A 16,311-nucleotide genomic window follows, 5' to 3' on the forward strand; every position below is an offset into this window, starting at 1 on the left:
GCCCGATCGGGCCGGCCCTTCGAGGCATGGACGGAGGGATCAGGCCATCGCGACCAGGATCCGTCGCTGACCGGTGAACGCCCGGCGGCCGTGCGCGACCGCGACGTTGTCGACCAGCAGCAGGTCGCCGACCTCCCAGGCGACGTCGACCGCCGTCTTCATGCCCACCTCCTGCACGTGCGTGACGTACTCGGCCGGGATGGGGCTGCCGTCGGCGAAGAACGCGTTCTGCGGCAGCTCGTCCTCGGGGATCAGCTCGGCGAGCGCGGCGGCGTCGTCGCCGAGTCCGGCGACGTGCCACTGGTCGGCCTGGTTGAACCAGACCTCGGCGCCGGTGACCGGGTGGTCCAGGGTCGCGCGGCGCAGCTGGGTGACCCTGAGGGTGCCGTCGGGCCGCCAGCTCCACTCCGCCCCGGCACCGTCGAGGAACGCCTCGACCTCGGCCCGGTCGTCGGTCTCGAAGGTGGCCTGCCAGCTCTTGCCGAAGCCCACGCCGTCGTGCAGGTTCTGGGTGTAGCGCACCCCGGACGCGAAGGCCGCGCGGACCTCCGGATCGATGGACTCCAGCCAGAGCCGGCCGTCGACGAGCGGGGTGGCACCGCCGGTGGCGGCCGCGACGTCGCAGAAGAACAGGATCCGCGACGGCCAGGTGTGCGCGTACGACATCTCGTTGTGCATGGAGATCTCGAACTCGGCCGGGTACTCGGTGGAGGTGTAGAGGTTCCGGCCGACCTTGGTGCGCGGCGAGTTGCCGTGGACGTACGCGAGCCGGTTCGGCAGCAGCACGTCGGCGGCGCCGTCGTAGGTGTCGGCGGTGATGCCGAACCCGCGGAAGAAGACGGCCCGTTCGTCGGTGAGGAGCCGGCCGACGTCGATGGAGCGCAGGTACTCGGCCAGGCCCTGGGGGTCGGCGTCGGCGCCCACGTCGGCGGGGCGGAGGATCCGGGGCTGCCAGGAGCTGTCGGTGGTCATGGTGGGGTTCCTTTCAGGAAGGGGTCGCGGGGCGCGGGTTCGCGCCGTCGGCGTGGCGCCGGTCCGCCGCTCCGCCGCCGAAGTCGGGGGCGCGCCGGGCCCGGAAGGCGGCCACCGCCTCCTGGACGTCCGGCGAACGAGCGGCGACGACCTGGAGGGGGGCCTCCCGTTCCAGGGCGGTTTCCAGGGAGGCGGCGTCGGTGTTGGCCTGGAGCACCTGTTTGGTGAGGGCCAGCGAGACCGGACTGTTGGCGGCGATCTCGACGGCGAGCGCGAGAGCGGCGTCGGAGAGCTCGCCGGGGGCCGTCACGCGGCTCACCAGTCCGCGGGCGAGCGCCTCGTCGGCGGCCACGAACCGGCCGCTCAGCATCATGTCGGAGGCGAAGCCGAGACCGGTCAGTCGGGGCAGCAGCCAGGAGGCCCCCATGTCGCCGCCGGAGAGCCCCATCTTCACGAAGGAGGCCCGGAAGCGGGCCCCGGGCGCGGCGAGCCGGAGGTCGGCGGCGAGTGCGAGGGAGAGGCCGGCGCCGACGGCGGCGCCGTCGACGGCGGCGATCACGGTCTGCGGCAGGGCCCTCAGGCCGGTGATGGCCTCGGCCTGGCGGTGCAGCAGGGCGAGCAGTTCGAGCGGGGGCAGCGCGGCGATCCGGCCGACCTCGTCGAGGTCGTATCCGGCGCAGAAGGTGCCCCCCGCGCCGGTCAGGACGAGCACCCGCACGGAGGGATCGGCGCGCAGGCCGGCGCAGAGCTCGGTGAGACGGGCGAACAGGTCCTCGTTCAGGGCGTTCCTGCGGTCGGGGCGGTTCAGGACCGCCAGCGCGACGCCGGGCCGGGGCCGGCTGACGAGGAGCGCCGGCTCGGACGGGGCCGAATCGACCGGCGCCGTACGGACTGGCGTCGTTTCGGGCGGCGTCGTATCGGCGGGCGCCGCTTCGGGAGCCGTCGTTTCGGGAGCCGTCGTTTCGGGCGGGGTGGTCTCCGGCGGGGTGGTCATGAGGCGTCGCGGGGAGCTGCCGCGAGGACGCGGGCGACGTCCGTGACGATCTCGGCGCCCTGGACGAGGGAGAAGTGGTCGCCGGGGAAGACCCGCAGGGCGAACTCCGCGGACGTCAGGCCCTCCCAGGCGGCGGCGTGCGCGACGGGGACGCCCGGGTCGGCGTCTCCCACGTACGCCGTCACCGGCACGGTGACCGGGCGCGCCGCCGCGGGCCGGTAGGTCTCGATCAGCGTCAGGTCGGCGCGGAACGAGGGCAGCAGGACGGCCAGGAGTTCCGGGTCGTCGACCACCGCCGGGTCCATGCCGCCGAGTTCGAGCACTCCTCGTACCAGGGCGTCGTCGTCGCGCAGATGGAGGTCCCGGCCGTCCCTGGGGATCAGCGGCGAGCCGTGTCCGGAGACGAACAGGTGCCGGGGCCTGGCCCGGTACAGCGTCTCCAGACGGAGCGTGACCTCGTAGGCGAGGGCCGCGCCCATGCTGTGGCCGAGGAGGGCGACGGGCCGGTCGAACAGCGGCAGCAGCGCCCGCGCCACGCTGTCGGCGAGCTCCGCCATGGTGCGGACGCAGGGTTCGCCGTACCGGTCCTGCCGGCCCGGGTACTGCACCGCGACGAGCTCCACGTCGTCCGGCAGGGCGTCGGTCCACACCCGGAAGGCGCCCGCGGTGCCGCCCGCGTGCGGCAGGCACACCAGGCGCGTCCTCGGGGCGGGCACCGGTCGCGGCCGGCGCAGCCAGCGGCCCTCCTGGCTTGCGGCGTTCCTGGCACGTACCGGGCTCGGTATCACTCGCGGCCTGCTTCCCTGGGTTCCTCGAACGGCCGGGAACTCACCTGTCCCGGCATTTCAAGCACCGCACACTAACTCCTTTTCAGGGGCCTTCACCACCCGATTCGGGCGGCAGTTGCGCATACAGAATCCATCCAGCCGACGGGGCGTCCGGCTTCTTACAGTGGTCAGCCGTCACGTCGTGAATTCCTTTCCATCCCCGTGTCCGCCGACGGAATTCCCTTCATTCGATCCCGCCGATTCCGCTCCCGCTGATTTCGGTCCTGCCGATTTCGATCCTGCAGAAAGAGAACCGTCACGCCATGAATTCCCTACCTCTGCGCTCGATCTACGTCGGCGGCCGCTGGACCGCCCCGCGCGCCACCGGAACGATCGCCGTGGAGAACCCGGCGACCCAGCGGATCATCGGCGAGGTCCCGGACTGCGGCAGCGAGGACGTGTGGACCGCGGTGGACGCGGCCCGCCGGGCGCTGCCCGGCTGGGCGGCGGCCGGGATCGAGGAGCGCGCGGCGGCCCTGTCGGCGCTGCGCGAGGGCCTGGTGAAGCGCCAGGACGAACTGGCGGAGACGGTCACCCGGGAGATGGGTTCGCCGATCACGTTCTCCCGGCGCGTCCAGGCGGGCCTGCCGGTGCGGGTCCTCGACGGCTTCCTGGCGGAACTCGCCGCGGCCACCGCCGAGGAGCGGGTCGGGCACTCCCTCGTGGTGCGCGAGCCGGTCGGTGTGGTCGGCGCCATCACCCCGTGGAACTACCCGTTGCACCAGGCGGTCGCGAAGATCGGCGCCGCCGTCGGCGCGGGATGCGCCCTCGTGCTCAAGCCGAGCGAACTCGCGCCGCTCTCCTCGTATCTGCTCGCGGAGATCATCGACGGGATCGGGCTGCCTCCGGGCGTCTTCAACCTCGTCCCGGGGCGCGGCGCGACGGCGGGCGTGGCGCTCACCGTCGACGACGGCGTCGACCTGGTGTCGTTCACCGGTTCCCTGGAGACCGGCCGCGCGGTCGGCGCGGCGGCGGCCCGTACCGTCAAGAAGACCTCCCTGGAGCTGGGCGGCAAGTCCGCCACGCTGGTGCTGCCGGACGCCGACCTCGTCACCGCCGTCGAGGACGGCGTGCGCGGCGCGCTGCTCAACGCCGGGCAGACGTGCACGGCCCGCACCCGGCTGCTGGTGCCCCGCGCTCGCCTGGACGAGGCGCTCGACGTGGCCCGCGCGGTCGTCGCCGACTACGTGCCGGGGGACCCGGAGGACCCGGCCACCCTGCTGGGCCCGCTGGCCTCCGCCGGTCAGCGGGAGCGGGTGCTGGCCCATGTGGCGCAGGCCGCCCGCTCGGGGGCCCGTCAGGTCGCCGGGCAGGACCTGGCGAACGGTCTGCCGCACACCGGCCATTACGTGGCGCCGAGCGTCTGGGCGGATGTCGCCCCGTCGTCGCCGCTGGCCCGCGAGGAGGTCTTCGGCCCCGTCCTCGCCGTCCTGGCGTACGACGGCGAGGACGAGGCGGTGTCCCTGGCCAACCGCACGGACTACGGCCTCGCCGCGTCCGTGTGGTCGGCGGACCAGGACCGCGCCGTCGCGGTGGCCCGCCGGCTGCGGGTGGGCCAGGTCGACGTCAACGGCGCGAAGTTCAACGCCGCGGCGCCGTTCGGCGGTTACAAGCAGTCCGGCGTCGGACGGGAACTCGGCCGCCACGGCATCCAGGAGTTCCAGGAGGTCAAGTCCCTCCAGCTGCCCGGCTGACGGCGGCCGCCCCTCCCCCGGCCGCCCTCGCCTCGCCTGCCCCCTCCCCCGCGACCCAGATCCCCGCACCGCGACTCGAAACGATGGGTGACACCGTGTCCCTGCGCATGCCGCACCTCCAGGTGGAGTTCCCCGCGGAGCTCAGTCCGTACGCCGACCGGGCGGAGTCCGGCAGCCGAGCCTTCGTGGCCCGCTACGGGCTCGCCCCCGACGAGGGCGCCCGCCGCCATCACGAACGTTCCCTGCTCGGCACCCTGATGGGCAGGGCCTACCCGCACTCCGGCGCCTCGGAGCTCCAGCTGGTGACCGACTGGATCAGCTGCATGCTGGTCCTGGACGACCAGTTCGACGAGACCTCGCTCGGCACCGAGCCCGAGCGGCTGCGGGAGGTCTGCGACGAGGTCCTCGGCTGGTTCACCGAGGACGGCTCCGTCGACGAGGACCCGGCACCGGCCGGCCACTCCCTCACGCAGGTGTTCCGCCCGGCCTACGCCGACCTGTGGCGCCGCACCGCGCCGCTGACCTCCCCGGCATGGCGCCGGCGGCTCGCCGCGCACATCGGCGCGTTCTTCGACACCTGCGTCTGGGAGTCGGAGAACCGGCTCACCGGGCGCGTGCCGGACCTGGACGAGTACATCGCCCACCGCGGCCGGGCCCTGATGCCGTACCTCGACCTCATCGAGGTCACCACGCATGCCGAGGTGCCCGAGGAGATCTACCTCCTGCCGGCGTTCGCCGAGATGAACGCCGCGCTGTCCGACGCGGACCTGTGGACCAACGACCTCTTCAGCTGCGAGAAGGAGGCGCTCCTCGGCGACCCGCACAACCTGGTCCTGGTCCACCGGCACGCGCACGGCACGGACCTGCAGACCGCCGCGGACGCCGTCGGGGAGATGGTCCAGGGCCGCTTCGACCGCTTCACCGAGCTCAGCCGCACCTTCCCGGACCTCCTGACGCCCGCGCAGCGCGCTCTGTTCCCCGCCGACCGCCTGGAGCGCCACATCGCCGGGCTGCGCAGCTGGCTCACCGGCCAGCTCCAGTGGCGCTTCGAAACGCTGCGGTTCGACCCCACGAGGCCCGAGGTCATCACCACCACGGGCTCCGTACCGCTGTAGGCCCCCGGGCCGACCTCCCCCACCGTGACCATCGTGAACGGGGTACGCATGCGAGATCGTTACGCGACACTCAGACACCTGGAGACGCTCGACCCGAAGGCGGACCACCAGGAGATACACCGCACATCCTCCGACCGGGAGTTCCCCTGGGACTACGGCCGCGGGCTCGAAGTGGCGATCTGGCGCACCTGCTGCGTGCCCGCCATCTCCGGAGTCCTCGACGGTACCGGCGAGTTCGCCCGGCGGGCCCAGAAACGCTACGACGACACCCGGATCCTGCTCGGGGAACTCGTGCGCGGCGGCTACGACTCGGACCGCGGCAACCAGGCGATCCGTCAGATCAACCAGGCCCACCGCAGGTTCGACATCGCGAACGAGGACATGCTGTACGTCCTGTCGACGTTCATCTTCGAACCGGTGCGCTGGATCGACCGCTGGGCCTGGCGACCGACCTCCGAGACGGAGCGGCTGGCCGCCTTCTACTTCTTCACCAACGTCGGCAGGCGGATGAACATCCGTGAACTGCCCACCGACTACGACAGCTTCGAGCGCTTCAACCGCGAGTACGAGCGGATCCGCTTCCGGCGGTCCGCGAGCAACCACCGCGTCGGCACCCAGATCATCAACCTGTACGCGTCCTGGTACCGACGGCCGGTCAGCGACCTGGTGGAGGCCACCCTCCCCTGCCGGCTCGACGCGCCGGCGCTGGACGCCCTCGGCCTGCCCGTCCCGCCCCGGTGGGCGCGGGCCGTCCACCGGGCCGGACTGCGCGGTCACGCGCGCGCGGAGCGCGCCGCGCCCCGCCTGATGGCACGGCTGACGACCCGGCCGACCGCGCGGACGTACCCGGGCTACCCGCACGGTTACGACCTCGCCGACATCGGTCCGCACCGGACCTTCCCGCCCGTGCCGCAGCAGCCGACGGCCCGTGTCGACAGCCTCAAGGACTGACCCCATGACGCACACCACATCCATGGCCGCGCCGCCGGCCGCCATCGGAGACACACCCCTGCGACCGGTCGTCGTCCCGGTCGGCGACCGGACCGTGCGGCTCTGGCTCAAACTGGAGGCCGAGAACCCCTTCGGGTCCATCAAGGCCCGTACGGCGGAAGCCCTGCTGAACGCGCTGGAGACGAGCGGGGCGCTGCGTCCGGGGATGCGGGTGGTCGAGTCGACCTCCGGCAACCTCGGGGTGGCGCTCGCCGGCCTGTGCGCGGAGCGCGGCTACGGCTGCACGCTGGTCGTCGAGCCGAGCACGCCGCCCGCCAGCGTGGGGCGGATGCGCGCGTACGGCGCCGAGGTGGTGACCGTGCGCGAGGTGCCCGGCGGCCTGACGCTCGGCGCCCGGCTCCAGGCCGTGCGCGAGATCCTGGCGGCCTCGTCCGACGTCGTGTGGACCAACCAGTACGAGAGCCCCGCCAACCCCGGGGTGCACGAGTGGCAGACCGCGGCGGAGCTGGTGAAGGCCGCGCCGGACGGCCGGTTCGACGCCGTCGCCGTGGCCGTGTCGACCGGGGGCACGCTGGCGGGGATGGCGCGGTACTTCCGCGACCAGGCCCCCACGACCCGGATCGTCGCGGTCGACGCGGTGGGCTCCTCCGCGCTCGGCGGGACGCCGGCCGACCGGCCGTTCAAGCTGATGGGCTTCGGCTCCGGTCGGCCGTCGGGCTTCGTCGAGCCGCACCACGTCGACCACGTGGTGCGGCTGACGGACCAGGCCGCCGCCGCGGCCTGCGTGCTCATCGCCCGGAAGACCGGCATCTCGCTCGGCGGCAGCGGCGGCGCCGCGGTGCTCGCCGCCGTCTCCCGGGCCCTGCTCGACCCGTCGCTGCGGGAGATCGCCTGCGTCTGCCCGGACAGCGGCGAGAAGTACCCGCACCTGGACGCCGCGCCGGCCGACGGCGGACCCGGCTGCGCCGGCGACATCCGCACGGCCCTGGAACTCCTCGACCGGGTGCGCGCCGAGGATCCCCCGGTTCCCGCCCTGCCGAACCTCGGGAAGAGAGACCACCGATGACTCCCCACGACTCCTCCACGATCACCTATCTGGACAGCGGCGACGTGGCCCGGCTGACCGCCGGGCTGCCCGTCGCCGAGCTGGCGCACGACACGCTGCTCGCCTACCGCCGCAAGGAGGCCGGCCTCACTCCCGAGGCCGCGCTGCGCTGGACCACCCCGTCCGGGGCGTCGGCGCGCAGCCTCGTCCTCCCCGGGTGGTCGGGCGACGCGTACGGCTGCAAGATCATCAACGCCTCGCTGGGCAACCGCCTGCTGGGCCGGCCGCGCGCCGCCGGCCTCGTCGTCCTCAACGATCCGGAGACCGCCCGGCCGGTCTGCATCATGGAGGGCGGCCGGATCAGCGCGCTGCGCACGGCCGGCGTCTCGGTCGCCGCGCTGCGCGCCGTACGCGATCTGACGGCGCTGCGGCGGGTGGCCTTCCTCGGCTGCGGCCGGCAGGCCGAGGTGCACCGTGAGCTGCTCGCGGACGCCTGCCCCGGGATCGACGAGGTGTTCCTGTACGACCAGGACGCCGGGCGGGCCGAGGAGCTGGCCGCCCGGCTGCGCGCGGCGGACCCGGCGGTCGCCGTGACCGTCACCGGCGACGCCCGGACCGCGGTCGAGAGCGCCGAGGTGACCGTCGCGGCGACGACGACCACCGAGCCGTACGTCGCACTCGACTGGGTCCCCTCGGGCGCCACGTTCGTCAACGTGTCGCTCGACGACGCGGCGGAGAGCCTGCTGCTCGGCTGCGACCACCTGTTCGTCGACGACTGGGAGCTCGTGGTCGACGACGACCACCGGCTGCTCGGGAAGCTGGCACGGGCGGGCCGCGTCGCGGCGCCGGGGACCGCGGCCCCCGACGGCGGCCGGACGGTGGACGCGTCCCTGCCCGCGCTGTTCTCGGGCGAGTACGCGCGGACGATCAACCCGGGCGACCGGGTGGTCGTCAACCCGTTCGGCATGGGGGTCCAGGACATCGCGCTGGCCGCCGCCGTGTACGCGCGGGCGTCCGAGCGGGGCGTCGGCCGGTCCCTGCCCCACTGACCCGTGCCCTACTGATCCCGGTCCGCCGACCCGGTCCGCCGCCCCCCGCCCCCCTGGTTCCCGTCTCATGCCCGTGGCCCCGCCGATCGTCGGCGGGGCCACGGGCATGAGGCGCGGATCGGGCGGCGTCAGTAGGACTTCGGCAGGCCCAGGGTGTAGTGGGAGACGAAGTTGAGGATCATCTCCCGGCTGACCGGCGCGATCCGCGCCACCCGGGAGAGGGTCAGCAGGGAGGCGAGCCCGTACTCGGTGGTGAGGCCGTTGCCGCCCAGCGTGTGCACGGCCTGGTCGACGGCCCGGGCGCATGCCTCGGCGGCGGCGTACTTGGCCATGTTGGCGGCCTCTCCGGCGGCCATGTCGTCACCGTGGTCGTAGAGTTCGGCGGCCTTGCGGGTCATCAGCCGGGCGAGTTCGAGCTCGACGTGGATCTGCGCGAGCGGGTGTGCGACGGCCTGGTGGGCGCCGATCGGCACCGACCACACCTGCCGGGTGCGGGCGTAGTCCACCGCCTTGTCCAGGGCGTACCGGCCCAGTCCGGCGGCGAACGCGGCGATCATGATCCGCTCGGGGTTCAGGCCGGCGAAGAGCTGCTGCAGGCCCGCGTCCTCGCCGCCGACCAGTGCGTCCGCCGGCAGTCGTACGTCGTCCAGGACGAGCTCGAACTGCCGCTCGGGCGCGCTGAGTTCCATGGGGATCTCATGATGGGCGAAGCCGGGCGCGCCTCGGGGGACGACGAAGAGGCAGGGCTTGAGGCGGCCCGTACGGGTGTCCTCCGTCCGGGCCACGATCAGGGTGGCATCCGCTTCGTCCACCCCGGAGACGAAGACCTTGCGGCCGGTGAGCAGCCAGTCCGTGCCGTCCCGGCGCGCGGTGGTGGTCAGCCGGTGCGAGTTCGAGCCGGCGTCGGGCTCCGTGATGCCGAAGGACATCATGGCGGAGCCGTCGGCGAGGCCGGGGAGCAGCGCGCGCTTCTGCTCCGGGGTGCCGAAGCGGGCGATGACGGTGCCGCAGATCGCGGGCGAGACCACCAGCATCAGCAGGGGGTTGCCGGCCGCGCCGAGTTCCTCCATGACGACGGACAGCTCGGTGATGCCGCAGCCCCCGCCGCCGTACTCCTCGGGGAGGTTGACGCCGAGGTAGCCGAGCCGGCCCGCCTCGGCCCAGAGTTCCCTCGGGGAGCGCGGGTCGGAGCCGGGGCCGCGTCCGCGCGCGAAGTCGGCGACGGCCTCGCGCAGGGCACGGAGCTCGGCGCTCTCCGCGAACGCGCCGCGCGCGCTCATCGGGCCGGCTCCGCGTGGACGTCCGACTCCGCGAGAACGTCCGGCATCGCGTGGACGTCCGGCACCGCGAGGACGTCCGGCACCGCGAGGACGTCCAGCTCCGCGAGGATCTCGTCGGTGTGCTCGCCGTGACCGGGGGCGGCGGCGCGCAGCGAGTCGAGTCCGGCGCCGAAGAGCACCGGGAAACGGACCTGGCGGCGCGGCTCCTCGGTGGCCGAGCCCGGCAGGGTGCCGACCAGCTCGCGGGCGGCCACGTGCTCGTCGGCCAGGAAGGCGTCGGCGGTCTCGTACACCGGCGCCCAGGGCAGGTCGAGTCCGGCGAGGGCGGCGGACCACCAGGCGAGGTCGCGCCGGGCGAAGACGCCGGTGAGCAGCTCCCGTACCCGCGTCCGGGCCCGGGTGCGATCCGTCCGGCGGTCGTGGGCGTCGTCGTCGAGTTCGGGGAACTCCCCGGCGAACGCCGTGCGGAACGTCAGCCAGAACTTGTCCTCGAAGGTGGCCAGCGCGATCCGGCCGCCGTCGGCCGCGGTGAAGACGTCGTTGTCGCCGGTGACCAGCGGGCTGTCGGCCGGATCGGCCGGAGCGCGCAGGGGCAGCGCGAGCGGTCCGGCCCAGGCGGCCGCCGCCTCGTGCAGGGACACGTCGAGGTGCTGGCCCTCCCCGGTGGCGCGGGCGGAGGTCACCGCCACGGCGGTGGCCAGCGCCGCGTACATCGCGCCGGCCAGGTCGGCCACCCGCACGCCCACCCGGTCGACGGTCTCGCCGGGCCGGTGGGGCACGGCGAAGAAGCCCGACAGGGCGAGGAAGTTGAGGTCGTGGCCCGGCCGGGAGGCGTACGGTCCGTCCTGTCCGAAGCCGGTGACGGAGCAGAGCACCACCCGCGGATTGGCCTCGCGGAGCCGTGCGTATCCCAGCCCCATGGCGTCCAGGACACCGGGCCGGTGGCTCTCCACCACGGCGTCGCTGCGCTCCACGAGGCGCAGCAGGGCCTCCCGGTCGGCCGGGGAGCGCAGGTCCAGGACGAGCGAGCGCTTGTTGCGGTTGAGCGCCGCGAACGTCTCGGGGTCGACCCGTCTGCCGTAGTCCCCGCCGCCCGGGCTCTCCACCTTGATCACGTCGGCGCCCAGGTCGGCCATCAGGACCGTGGCGAATCCGCCGGGCAACAACCTCGACAGATCGAGGATCCGCATACCGCTCAGGGCCGGCCAGCCCGCCATCACTTGCACCCCGCCGCTCCTTTCTGCCCGACCCCGGGCGGGGGCGGACGCGAACGGGCGCACGGTAGCGGCGACCGGCGGGTCCGGACTGGACGGGATCTGCACGTCTCCTGCCTCCCCCGCCCGGTTCCCTCCCGGGAGGGAACCGGGTCCAGCCGCCGGGGGATCCGGCACCGGGGGCCTCCGCGATTGGCTGTGACCAGCGCCGGACCGGCCGGACGCCCAGCACCGAGGAGAACCGCCATGCAGGTCACCACCGCACCGGCCGCACCGCGCACCACCGCCCCTCTCACCGCCAACCCGCTCACCACAGCCCCGCGCACGGCCGCCTCCCTCGCCGACGCGCCCCTCACCGAGTCCTTCCGTCCCGCCGACACCGGGCCGCCGCTGTCGGACCACACGGTCGGCTCGCTGCTGCGGGAGGTCGCCGCGGGACGGCCGGACGCCCTCGCCCTGGAGTCGGTCCCGGACGACGGGAGCGCACCGCGCCGCTGGTCGTACGGCGAACTGCTCGCCGAGGCGGAGAGCGTCGCCGGCGGGCTGCGGGAGCGCGTGGGCCTGGGCGCGCGGGTGGCGCTGTGGGCGCCGAACGTGCCGGAGTGGCCGATCGTCGCGTACGCGGCGGCCCTGGCCGGAGTGACGCTGGTGACGCTGAACCCGGCGCTGCGGGCCGGTGAGCTGACGCACGCCCTGCGCGCCTCCGAGGCCGAGATGCTGATCCACGCAGACGCGAGCCGCGGTCACGACATGACCGAGGTGGTCCGCGCGGTCGTGCCCGGCCTGCCGGAGCTGCGGCACGTCGTACCGCTCGCCGCGTGGGAGTCGCTGCGCGGCTCCGCGCCGCTGCCGTCCCAGGAGGAGGTGGCCGCCGTCCCCGCGCAGATCCAGTTCACCTCGGGCACCACCGGCGACCCGAAGGCCGTGCTGCTGTCGCACCGGTCGGTCGTGAACGTCGCCCGGCTGACCTTCGAGGGGCTCGGCGTGCGGGACGGCGCGACCGTGGTGTCGCCGCTGCCGATGTTCCACACCGCCGGCTGCGTCATCTCCTGCCTGGGGCCGCTGTGGAGCGGCGGCGTCTTCACCCTCCTCGAACGCTTCGACCCCAAGGTCCTGTTCGAGGTGCTGCGCCGCTCCCCCGGCGCGGTGCTGACCAGTGTGCCGACGGTGCTGACCGCGCTCAACGACGTGGCCCGCGCCGCCGACGGCGAACCGGCTCGGCTGTCCTGCGTCCTGACCGGCGCGGCGCCGGTCCGTGCGCGGCTGATCACCGAGACCGAGCGGCTGTTCTCGACCACGGTGTTCAACCTGTACGGGCAGACCGAGCTGGCCTCCGTGGTCACCCTGACCCGGCCGGACGACAGCGCCGAGGACAAGACGACCACCGTGGGACGCCCGCTCCCGCACGTCGAGTGCGCGATCGTGGACCCGGACACCGGCCGGGTGCTGCCGCTGGGGGTCCCCGGCGAGATCCGCGCCCGCGGCTACCAGCAGATGCTGGCGTACAACGGGGATCCGGAGGCCACTGCCCGCAAGGTGGACGCGGACGGCTGGCTGCGCACCGGGGACCTCGGCTCGATGGACGCGACGGGCGCCGTCCGCATCGAGGGCCGGCTGAGCGACCTCGTCATCCGCGGCGGCGAGAACATCGCGCCCGGCCCGCTGGAGTCCTTCCTCGGCACGCTGCCGGGCGTGCGCGACGCCCTGGTGGTGGGGGTGCCGGACGACCGGTGGGGCGAGATCGTGGCCGCGGTGCTGCTGCCCTCCGCCGACCGGCCCGAGGGCCCGGACCTCGAACTGTGCCTCGCCCGCTGCCGGGAGCAGCTGTCGCCGCACAAGATCCCGTCGCGGTGGTACGTGGCCGACGGCCTGCCGCTGACGGCCTCCGGGAAGATCCAGCGGTTCCGGGTCCAGGAGCTGATCGCCGAGGACGCCTTCCCCCGCCTCGACGCCCCCACCGCGGCCCACGCCTGACGCCCTGCCACCGCAGCGCCCCACCGGCCCGGTTCTGCCGCCGGGCCCCGCGCCCGCCGCCTCCCGTACAGCCCCTCCCCGTACAGCCCCTCCCCGTCCAGCCCTGTCCCGTGCCGCCCGTCGGCACCCGGAACCCCCGGAGCACCCGCCGTGAAGATCTCCATGCAGCTGAAGTACGACACCGACATCGTCGCCGCGGCCGGCCAGGTCGCCGAACTGGAGCGAGCGGGCCTGGACCTCGTCTGGGTCCCCGAGGCGTACGGCTACGACGCCCCCAGCTTCATGGGCTTCCTCGCCGCCCGCACCGAGCGCATCGGCATCGGCTCCGGCATCCTCTCGGTGTTCAGCCGCACCCCCGCGCTGCTCGCCATGACGGCGGCCGGTGTCGACGCCCTGTCGGGCGGGCGCTGCCACCTCGGCCTCGGCTCCTCGGGCCCGCAGGTCGTGGAGGGCCTCCACGGGGTGCCGTACGCCGCGCCGGTGGCCCGGACCCGCGAGACCATCGAGGTCATGCGTGCCTTCTGGAGGCGCGACGAGCCCGTGCGCCACGAGGGACGCACGGTGACACTGCCGCTGCCCGAGGGGCAGGGCACCGGGCTTGGCAGGCCCATGCGCCTGCTGACGCCGCCGGTCCGTCCGTCGGTCCCGGTGTGGGTGGCCGCGCTGGGCCCGAAGAACGTCCGGATGGTCGCGGAGACCGCCGACGGCTGGCTGCCGCTGTTCTTCGTTCCCGAGTGGTGCGACCGTGTGTGGGGCTCCGCGCTCAAGGAGGGCGCCGCCGCCCGCGACCCGGAGCTCGGGCCGCTGCGGATCTCGGCGGGCGGCCTGCTCGCCATCGGTCCGGACGCCGAGCGGGCCCGGGAGCTGGCCCGCAATCAACTCGCGCTGTTCGTCGGGGGGATGGGCGCGCCGGGCCACAACTACTACCACGACCTGGTCAGCAGGTACGGCTACGCCCGCGAGGCCGCGGCGATCCAGCGGCTGTTCCGGGCCGGCGACAAGGCCGGGGCCGCGGCGGCGGTTCCTCCGGCGCTGCTCGAAGCCACCACGATCTGCGGCACGGAGAGCTACGTGAGGGACCGCCTCGACGCCTACCGCGAGTCCGGGGTCACGCACCTCCAGGTCGTACCGGTGCCGCAGGAGGGCGAGTCCGAGGCGGCGGTGGTCTCCCGCCTGAAGGACCTCATCGGCTGAGCGGACTCCCCACCGGGAACTCCCCACCGAGGGACCGCTCGCCGAAGCCGCTCGCCGGCCGGGTCAGCCGACGCCGACGAACCCCGACTCGTACGCGAGGACCACCGCCTGTGTGCGGTCGCGCGCCCCCAGCTTCGCCAGGGTGCTGCTGACGTGGGTCTTGACCGTCTGCACCCCGAGGAACAGCCGCTCGGCGATCTCCGCGTTCGACATCCCCTGCGCCACCAGCCGCAGCACGTCCGCCTCCCGTTCGGTGAGCTGGGCGCGCGCCAGACCGTCGCCCGGGCCGCGGGCCGGGCGCCCCTGGACCAGCGAGCGGATCGCCGCGGGGAACAGCACCGAGTCTCCGGTCGCCACCGTACGGACCGCCTGCACGATCTCGGCCGGCCGGGACCGTTTCAGCAGGAACCCCGACGCCCCTTCCCTGAGCGCCTCGTAGACGTAGTCGTCCCGCTCGAAGGTGGTGATGACCAGGACCCGCGGCGGCTCGGGCACGGCGGCCATGAGGTCGCGGGTCGCGGTGATGCCGTCGACCGTGGGCATCCGTACGTCCATGACGACCACGTCCGGGCGCAGTTCGCGGACCAGCGGCACCACCTCGCAGCCGTCGGATGCCTCACCGGCCACGGTGATGCCGGGGGCATTGCCGAGAATGGCCGACATGCCGGCCCGGACGAGTTCCTCGTCGTCGACGAGGAGTACGGAGATGTCCATGGTCACGATCCCAACCTCAGGGGAAGACGGGCGCTGACGATCCAGCGCCCCGATTCTGCTCCGGCGGAGGCCCGGCCGCCCAACAGCGCCGTGCGCTCCCGCAGCCCGCGCAGCCCCTTGCCGGTGCCCCGGCCCGGGGGCGCCTCCTCGACCAGCCGGTTCGTCACGGTCAGACTGACCTGCTCGCCGGTGACGTCCAGGACGACGTCCACCGCCGAACCGGGCGCGTGCTTCATGGCGTTGGTCAGTGACTCCTGGAGGATGCGGTACGCCTCGCGGGAGACCACGCCCGGGACCGCGCCGACGTCGGCGGCGGTGCGGGCACGGACCGTCACACCGGCCGCGCGGCTCGCCTCCAGGAGCTGGCCGACGTCACCGAGCGTGGGCCGGACCGTGCGGGCCGCCGGTTCGCGTTCCTTCAGGTAGTCGAGGGTGCGTTCCAGGTCGTCCATGGCGCGGCGGCCGGTCTCCTCGATGGCGGCCAGCGCCCGGACGACGAAGTCCCGGTCGACGTCGACGAGTTCGCGGGCCGCGCTCGCCTGGAGCACGGTGACCGTGAGGGCGTGCCCGATGGAGTCGTGCAGTTCGCCCGCGAGCGAGTTCCGGGCCAGCAGCCGGTCCGCCCTGTGCTCGGCGTCGGCGAGCCGCTCGGCCGTCGAGGGCCCGAGGAAGCGTCGTGCCAGGGCGAGTTGGACCTTCCCCGCCCCGACGAGCAGGGTGAAGGCGACGAGCAGCAGCGGTGGCACGAGACCGAGGTACCAGATGGAGCGGTGGCCGCCCGGGATCGTGACGCCGAGCAGCGTCCGGGGGCTTTCCACGGCGGGCGCCGCCGCCAGCGTGATGGTGACGGAGAGCACCTGGGCGAGGACGCTGGCGACGAGCAGTCCCCACCAGGACCGCAGCACCAGCCAGACGCTGGTGCGCCACCGGTCCGAAAGGGTCCGGGCCGGTGCGCGGCCGATCGCCTCCTCGTCGTCCGGTACGAGCATCAGCAGCGCCTGGATTCCCTCCGCGCGCCGCATCCCCGGCACCATGCCGAGCAGGAGCAGCGGGACCACCGGCACCAGCGCGCAGGCCGCCAGGGTGCGTGCGAGGTTCTCCGTGATGCCGGGCCAGACCAGCACGCACACGGGTCCCACGGCGGCACCGACCAGCAGGTGCAGACCGCGGGCGTACGTGCGCCCCTGGCGCAGGGCGAGGAGGCACGCCGACGTCAGACGGTTCATCGTGGATCAGTTCCCTCTCCTGGGGGACGCGGCTCCCGCCGCCGGGGGATCCGTCCGGGCCC

14 protein-coding genes are annotated in these 16,311 nt (G+C 74.0%); 7 read left to right on the top strand and 7 right to left on the bottom strand.

What is annotated here, in order from left to right; genetic code table 11:
* Positions 1–39 precede the first annotated feature (39 nt).
* The 3 genes from ACFVZH_RS19785 to ACFVZH_RS19795 are packed head-to-tail and all read right to left on the bottom strand — an operon-like array spanning position 40 to position 2,658.
* Positions 40–972, bottom strand: coding sequence for a TauD/TfdA family dioxygenase (locus ACFVZH_RS19785; protein ID WP_384898655.1), 933 nt, complete (start codon positions 970–972; stop codon positions 40–42).
* A 13-nt stretch (positions 973–985) separates the two neighbouring features.
* Entirely contained in the window at positions 986–1,966 is a 981-nt protein-coding gene (locus ACFVZH_RS19790) for an enoyl-CoA hydratase/isomerase family protein (protein ID WP_384898656.1), read from the bottom strand.
* The gene (locus ACFVZH_RS19795) at positions 1,963–2,658 is read right to left on the bottom strand and encodes a thioesterase II family protein (RefSeq protein ID WP_384898657.1); all 696 of its coding nucleotides are present in this window, start codon (positions 2,656–2,658) and stop codon (positions 1,963–1,965) included. The genes ACFVZH_RS19790 and ACFVZH_RS19795 overlap by 4 nt, the downstream gene beginning before the upstream one ends.
* Positions 2,659–3,056: 398 nt before the next feature.
* Between ACFVZH_RS19795 and ACFVZH_RS19800 the strand changes: the two genes are divergently transcribed.
* The 5 genes from ACFVZH_RS19800 to ACFVZH_RS19820 all read left to right on the top strand — a co-directional run bounded on the left by ACFVZH_RS19800 (position 3,057) and on the right by ACFVZH_RS19820 (position 8,647).
* On the top strand, positions 3,057–4,487 hold the full coding sequence (locus ACFVZH_RS19800) for an aldehyde dehydrogenase family protein (RefSeq protein WP_384898658.1): 1,431 nt from the start codon (positions 3,057–3,059) through the stop codon (positions 4,485–4,487).
* A gap of 83 nt (positions 4,488–4,570) precedes the next feature.
* Positions 4,571–5,602 carry a hypothetical protein gene (locus ACFVZH_RS19805; protein WP_384898659.1) on the top strand — a complete coding sequence of 344 codons (1,032 nt, stop codon included), beginning with the start codon at positions 4,571–4,573 and terminating at the stop codon, positions 5,600–5,602.
* A gap of 48 nt (positions 5,603–5,650) precedes the next feature.
* Complete coding sequence (locus ACFVZH_RS19810) at positions 5,651–6,553, top strand: oxygenase MpaB family protein (protein WP_384898660.1); 903 nt, start codon at positions 5,651–5,653, stop codon at positions 6,551–6,553.
* 4 nt (positions 6,554–6,557) lie between these two features.
* The gene (locus tag ACFVZH_RS19815; protein WP_384898661.1) at positions 6,558–7,619 is read left to right on the top strand and encodes a cysteine synthase family protein; all 1,062 of its coding nucleotides are present in this window, start codon (positions 6,558–6,560) and stop codon (positions 7,617–7,619) included.
* Positions 7,616–8,647 (top strand): ornithine cyclodeaminase, encoded by a 1,032-nt coding sequence (locus tag ACFVZH_RS19820; RefSeq protein WP_384898662.1) that lies wholly within the window; start codon positions 7,616–7,618, stop codon positions 8,645–8,647. The genes ACFVZH_RS19815 and ACFVZH_RS19820 overlap by 4 nt, the downstream gene beginning before the upstream one ends.
* Before the next feature lie 128 nt (positions 8,648–8,775).
* Here ACFVZH_RS19820 and ACFVZH_RS19825 read toward each other — a convergent pair whose 3' ends face one another.
* Both ACFVZH_RS19825 and ACFVZH_RS19830 read right to left on the bottom strand, forming a co-directional pair.
* Positions 8,776–9,927: an acyl-CoA dehydrogenase family protein gene (locus tag ACFVZH_RS19825; RefSeq protein ID WP_384898663.1), complete on the bottom strand. Its 1,152-nt coding sequence runs from the start codon at positions 9,925–9,927 to the stop codon at positions 8,776–8,778.
* The gene (locus ACFVZH_RS19830) at positions 9,924–11,144 is read right to left on the bottom strand and encodes a CaiB/BaiF CoA transferase family protein (RefSeq protein ID WP_384898833.1); all 1,221 of its coding nucleotides are present in this window, start codon (positions 11,142–11,144) and stop codon (positions 9,924–9,926) included. The genes ACFVZH_RS19825 and ACFVZH_RS19830 overlap by 4 nt, the downstream gene beginning before the upstream one ends.
* A gap of 243 nt (positions 11,145–11,387) precedes the next feature.
* On the opposite strand from ACFVZH_RS19830, the gene ACFVZH_RS19835 reads away from it, so the two are divergent.
* Positions 11,388–13,115 carry a class I adenylate-forming enzyme family protein gene (locus ACFVZH_RS19835; RefSeq protein ID WP_384898664.1) on the top strand — a complete coding sequence of 576 codons (1,728 nt, stop codon included), beginning with the start codon at positions 11,388–11,390 and terminating at the stop codon, positions 13,113–13,115.
* 150 nt (positions 13,116–13,265) lie between these two features.
* Positions 13,266–14,309 carry an LLM class F420-dependent oxidoreductase gene (locus ACFVZH_RS19840; protein ID WP_384898665.1) on the top strand — a complete coding sequence of 348 codons (1,044 nt, stop codon included), beginning with the start codon at positions 13,266–13,268 and terminating at the stop codon, positions 14,307–14,309.
* Between the two features lie 63 nt (positions 14,310–14,372).
* On the opposite strand, the gene ACFVZH_RS19845 is transcribed toward ACFVZH_RS19840, so the two are convergent.
* Together ACFVZH_RS19845 and ACFVZH_RS19850 are read right to left on the bottom strand one after the other, a co-directional pair.
* The gene (locus ACFVZH_RS19845; RefSeq protein ID WP_384898835.1) at positions 14,373–15,023 is read right to left on the bottom strand and encodes a response regulator; all 651 of its coding nucleotides are present in this window, start codon (positions 15,021–15,023) and stop codon (positions 14,373–14,375) included.
* Positions 15,024–15,025: 2 nt separating this feature from the next.
* Positions 15,026–16,249, bottom strand: coding sequence for a sensor histidine kinase (locus tag ACFVZH_RS19850; RefSeq protein WP_384898666.1), 1,224 nt, complete (start codon positions 16,247–16,249; stop codon positions 15,026–15,028).
* Positions 16,250–16,311: the final 62 nt, after the last annotated feature.

It is taken from the genome of Streptomyces sp. NPDC059534 (assembly GCF_042743475.1).
In the GTDB taxonomy this organism is placed as follows: Bacteria; Actinomycetota; Actinomycetes; order Streptomycetales; family Streptomycetaceae; genus Streptomyces.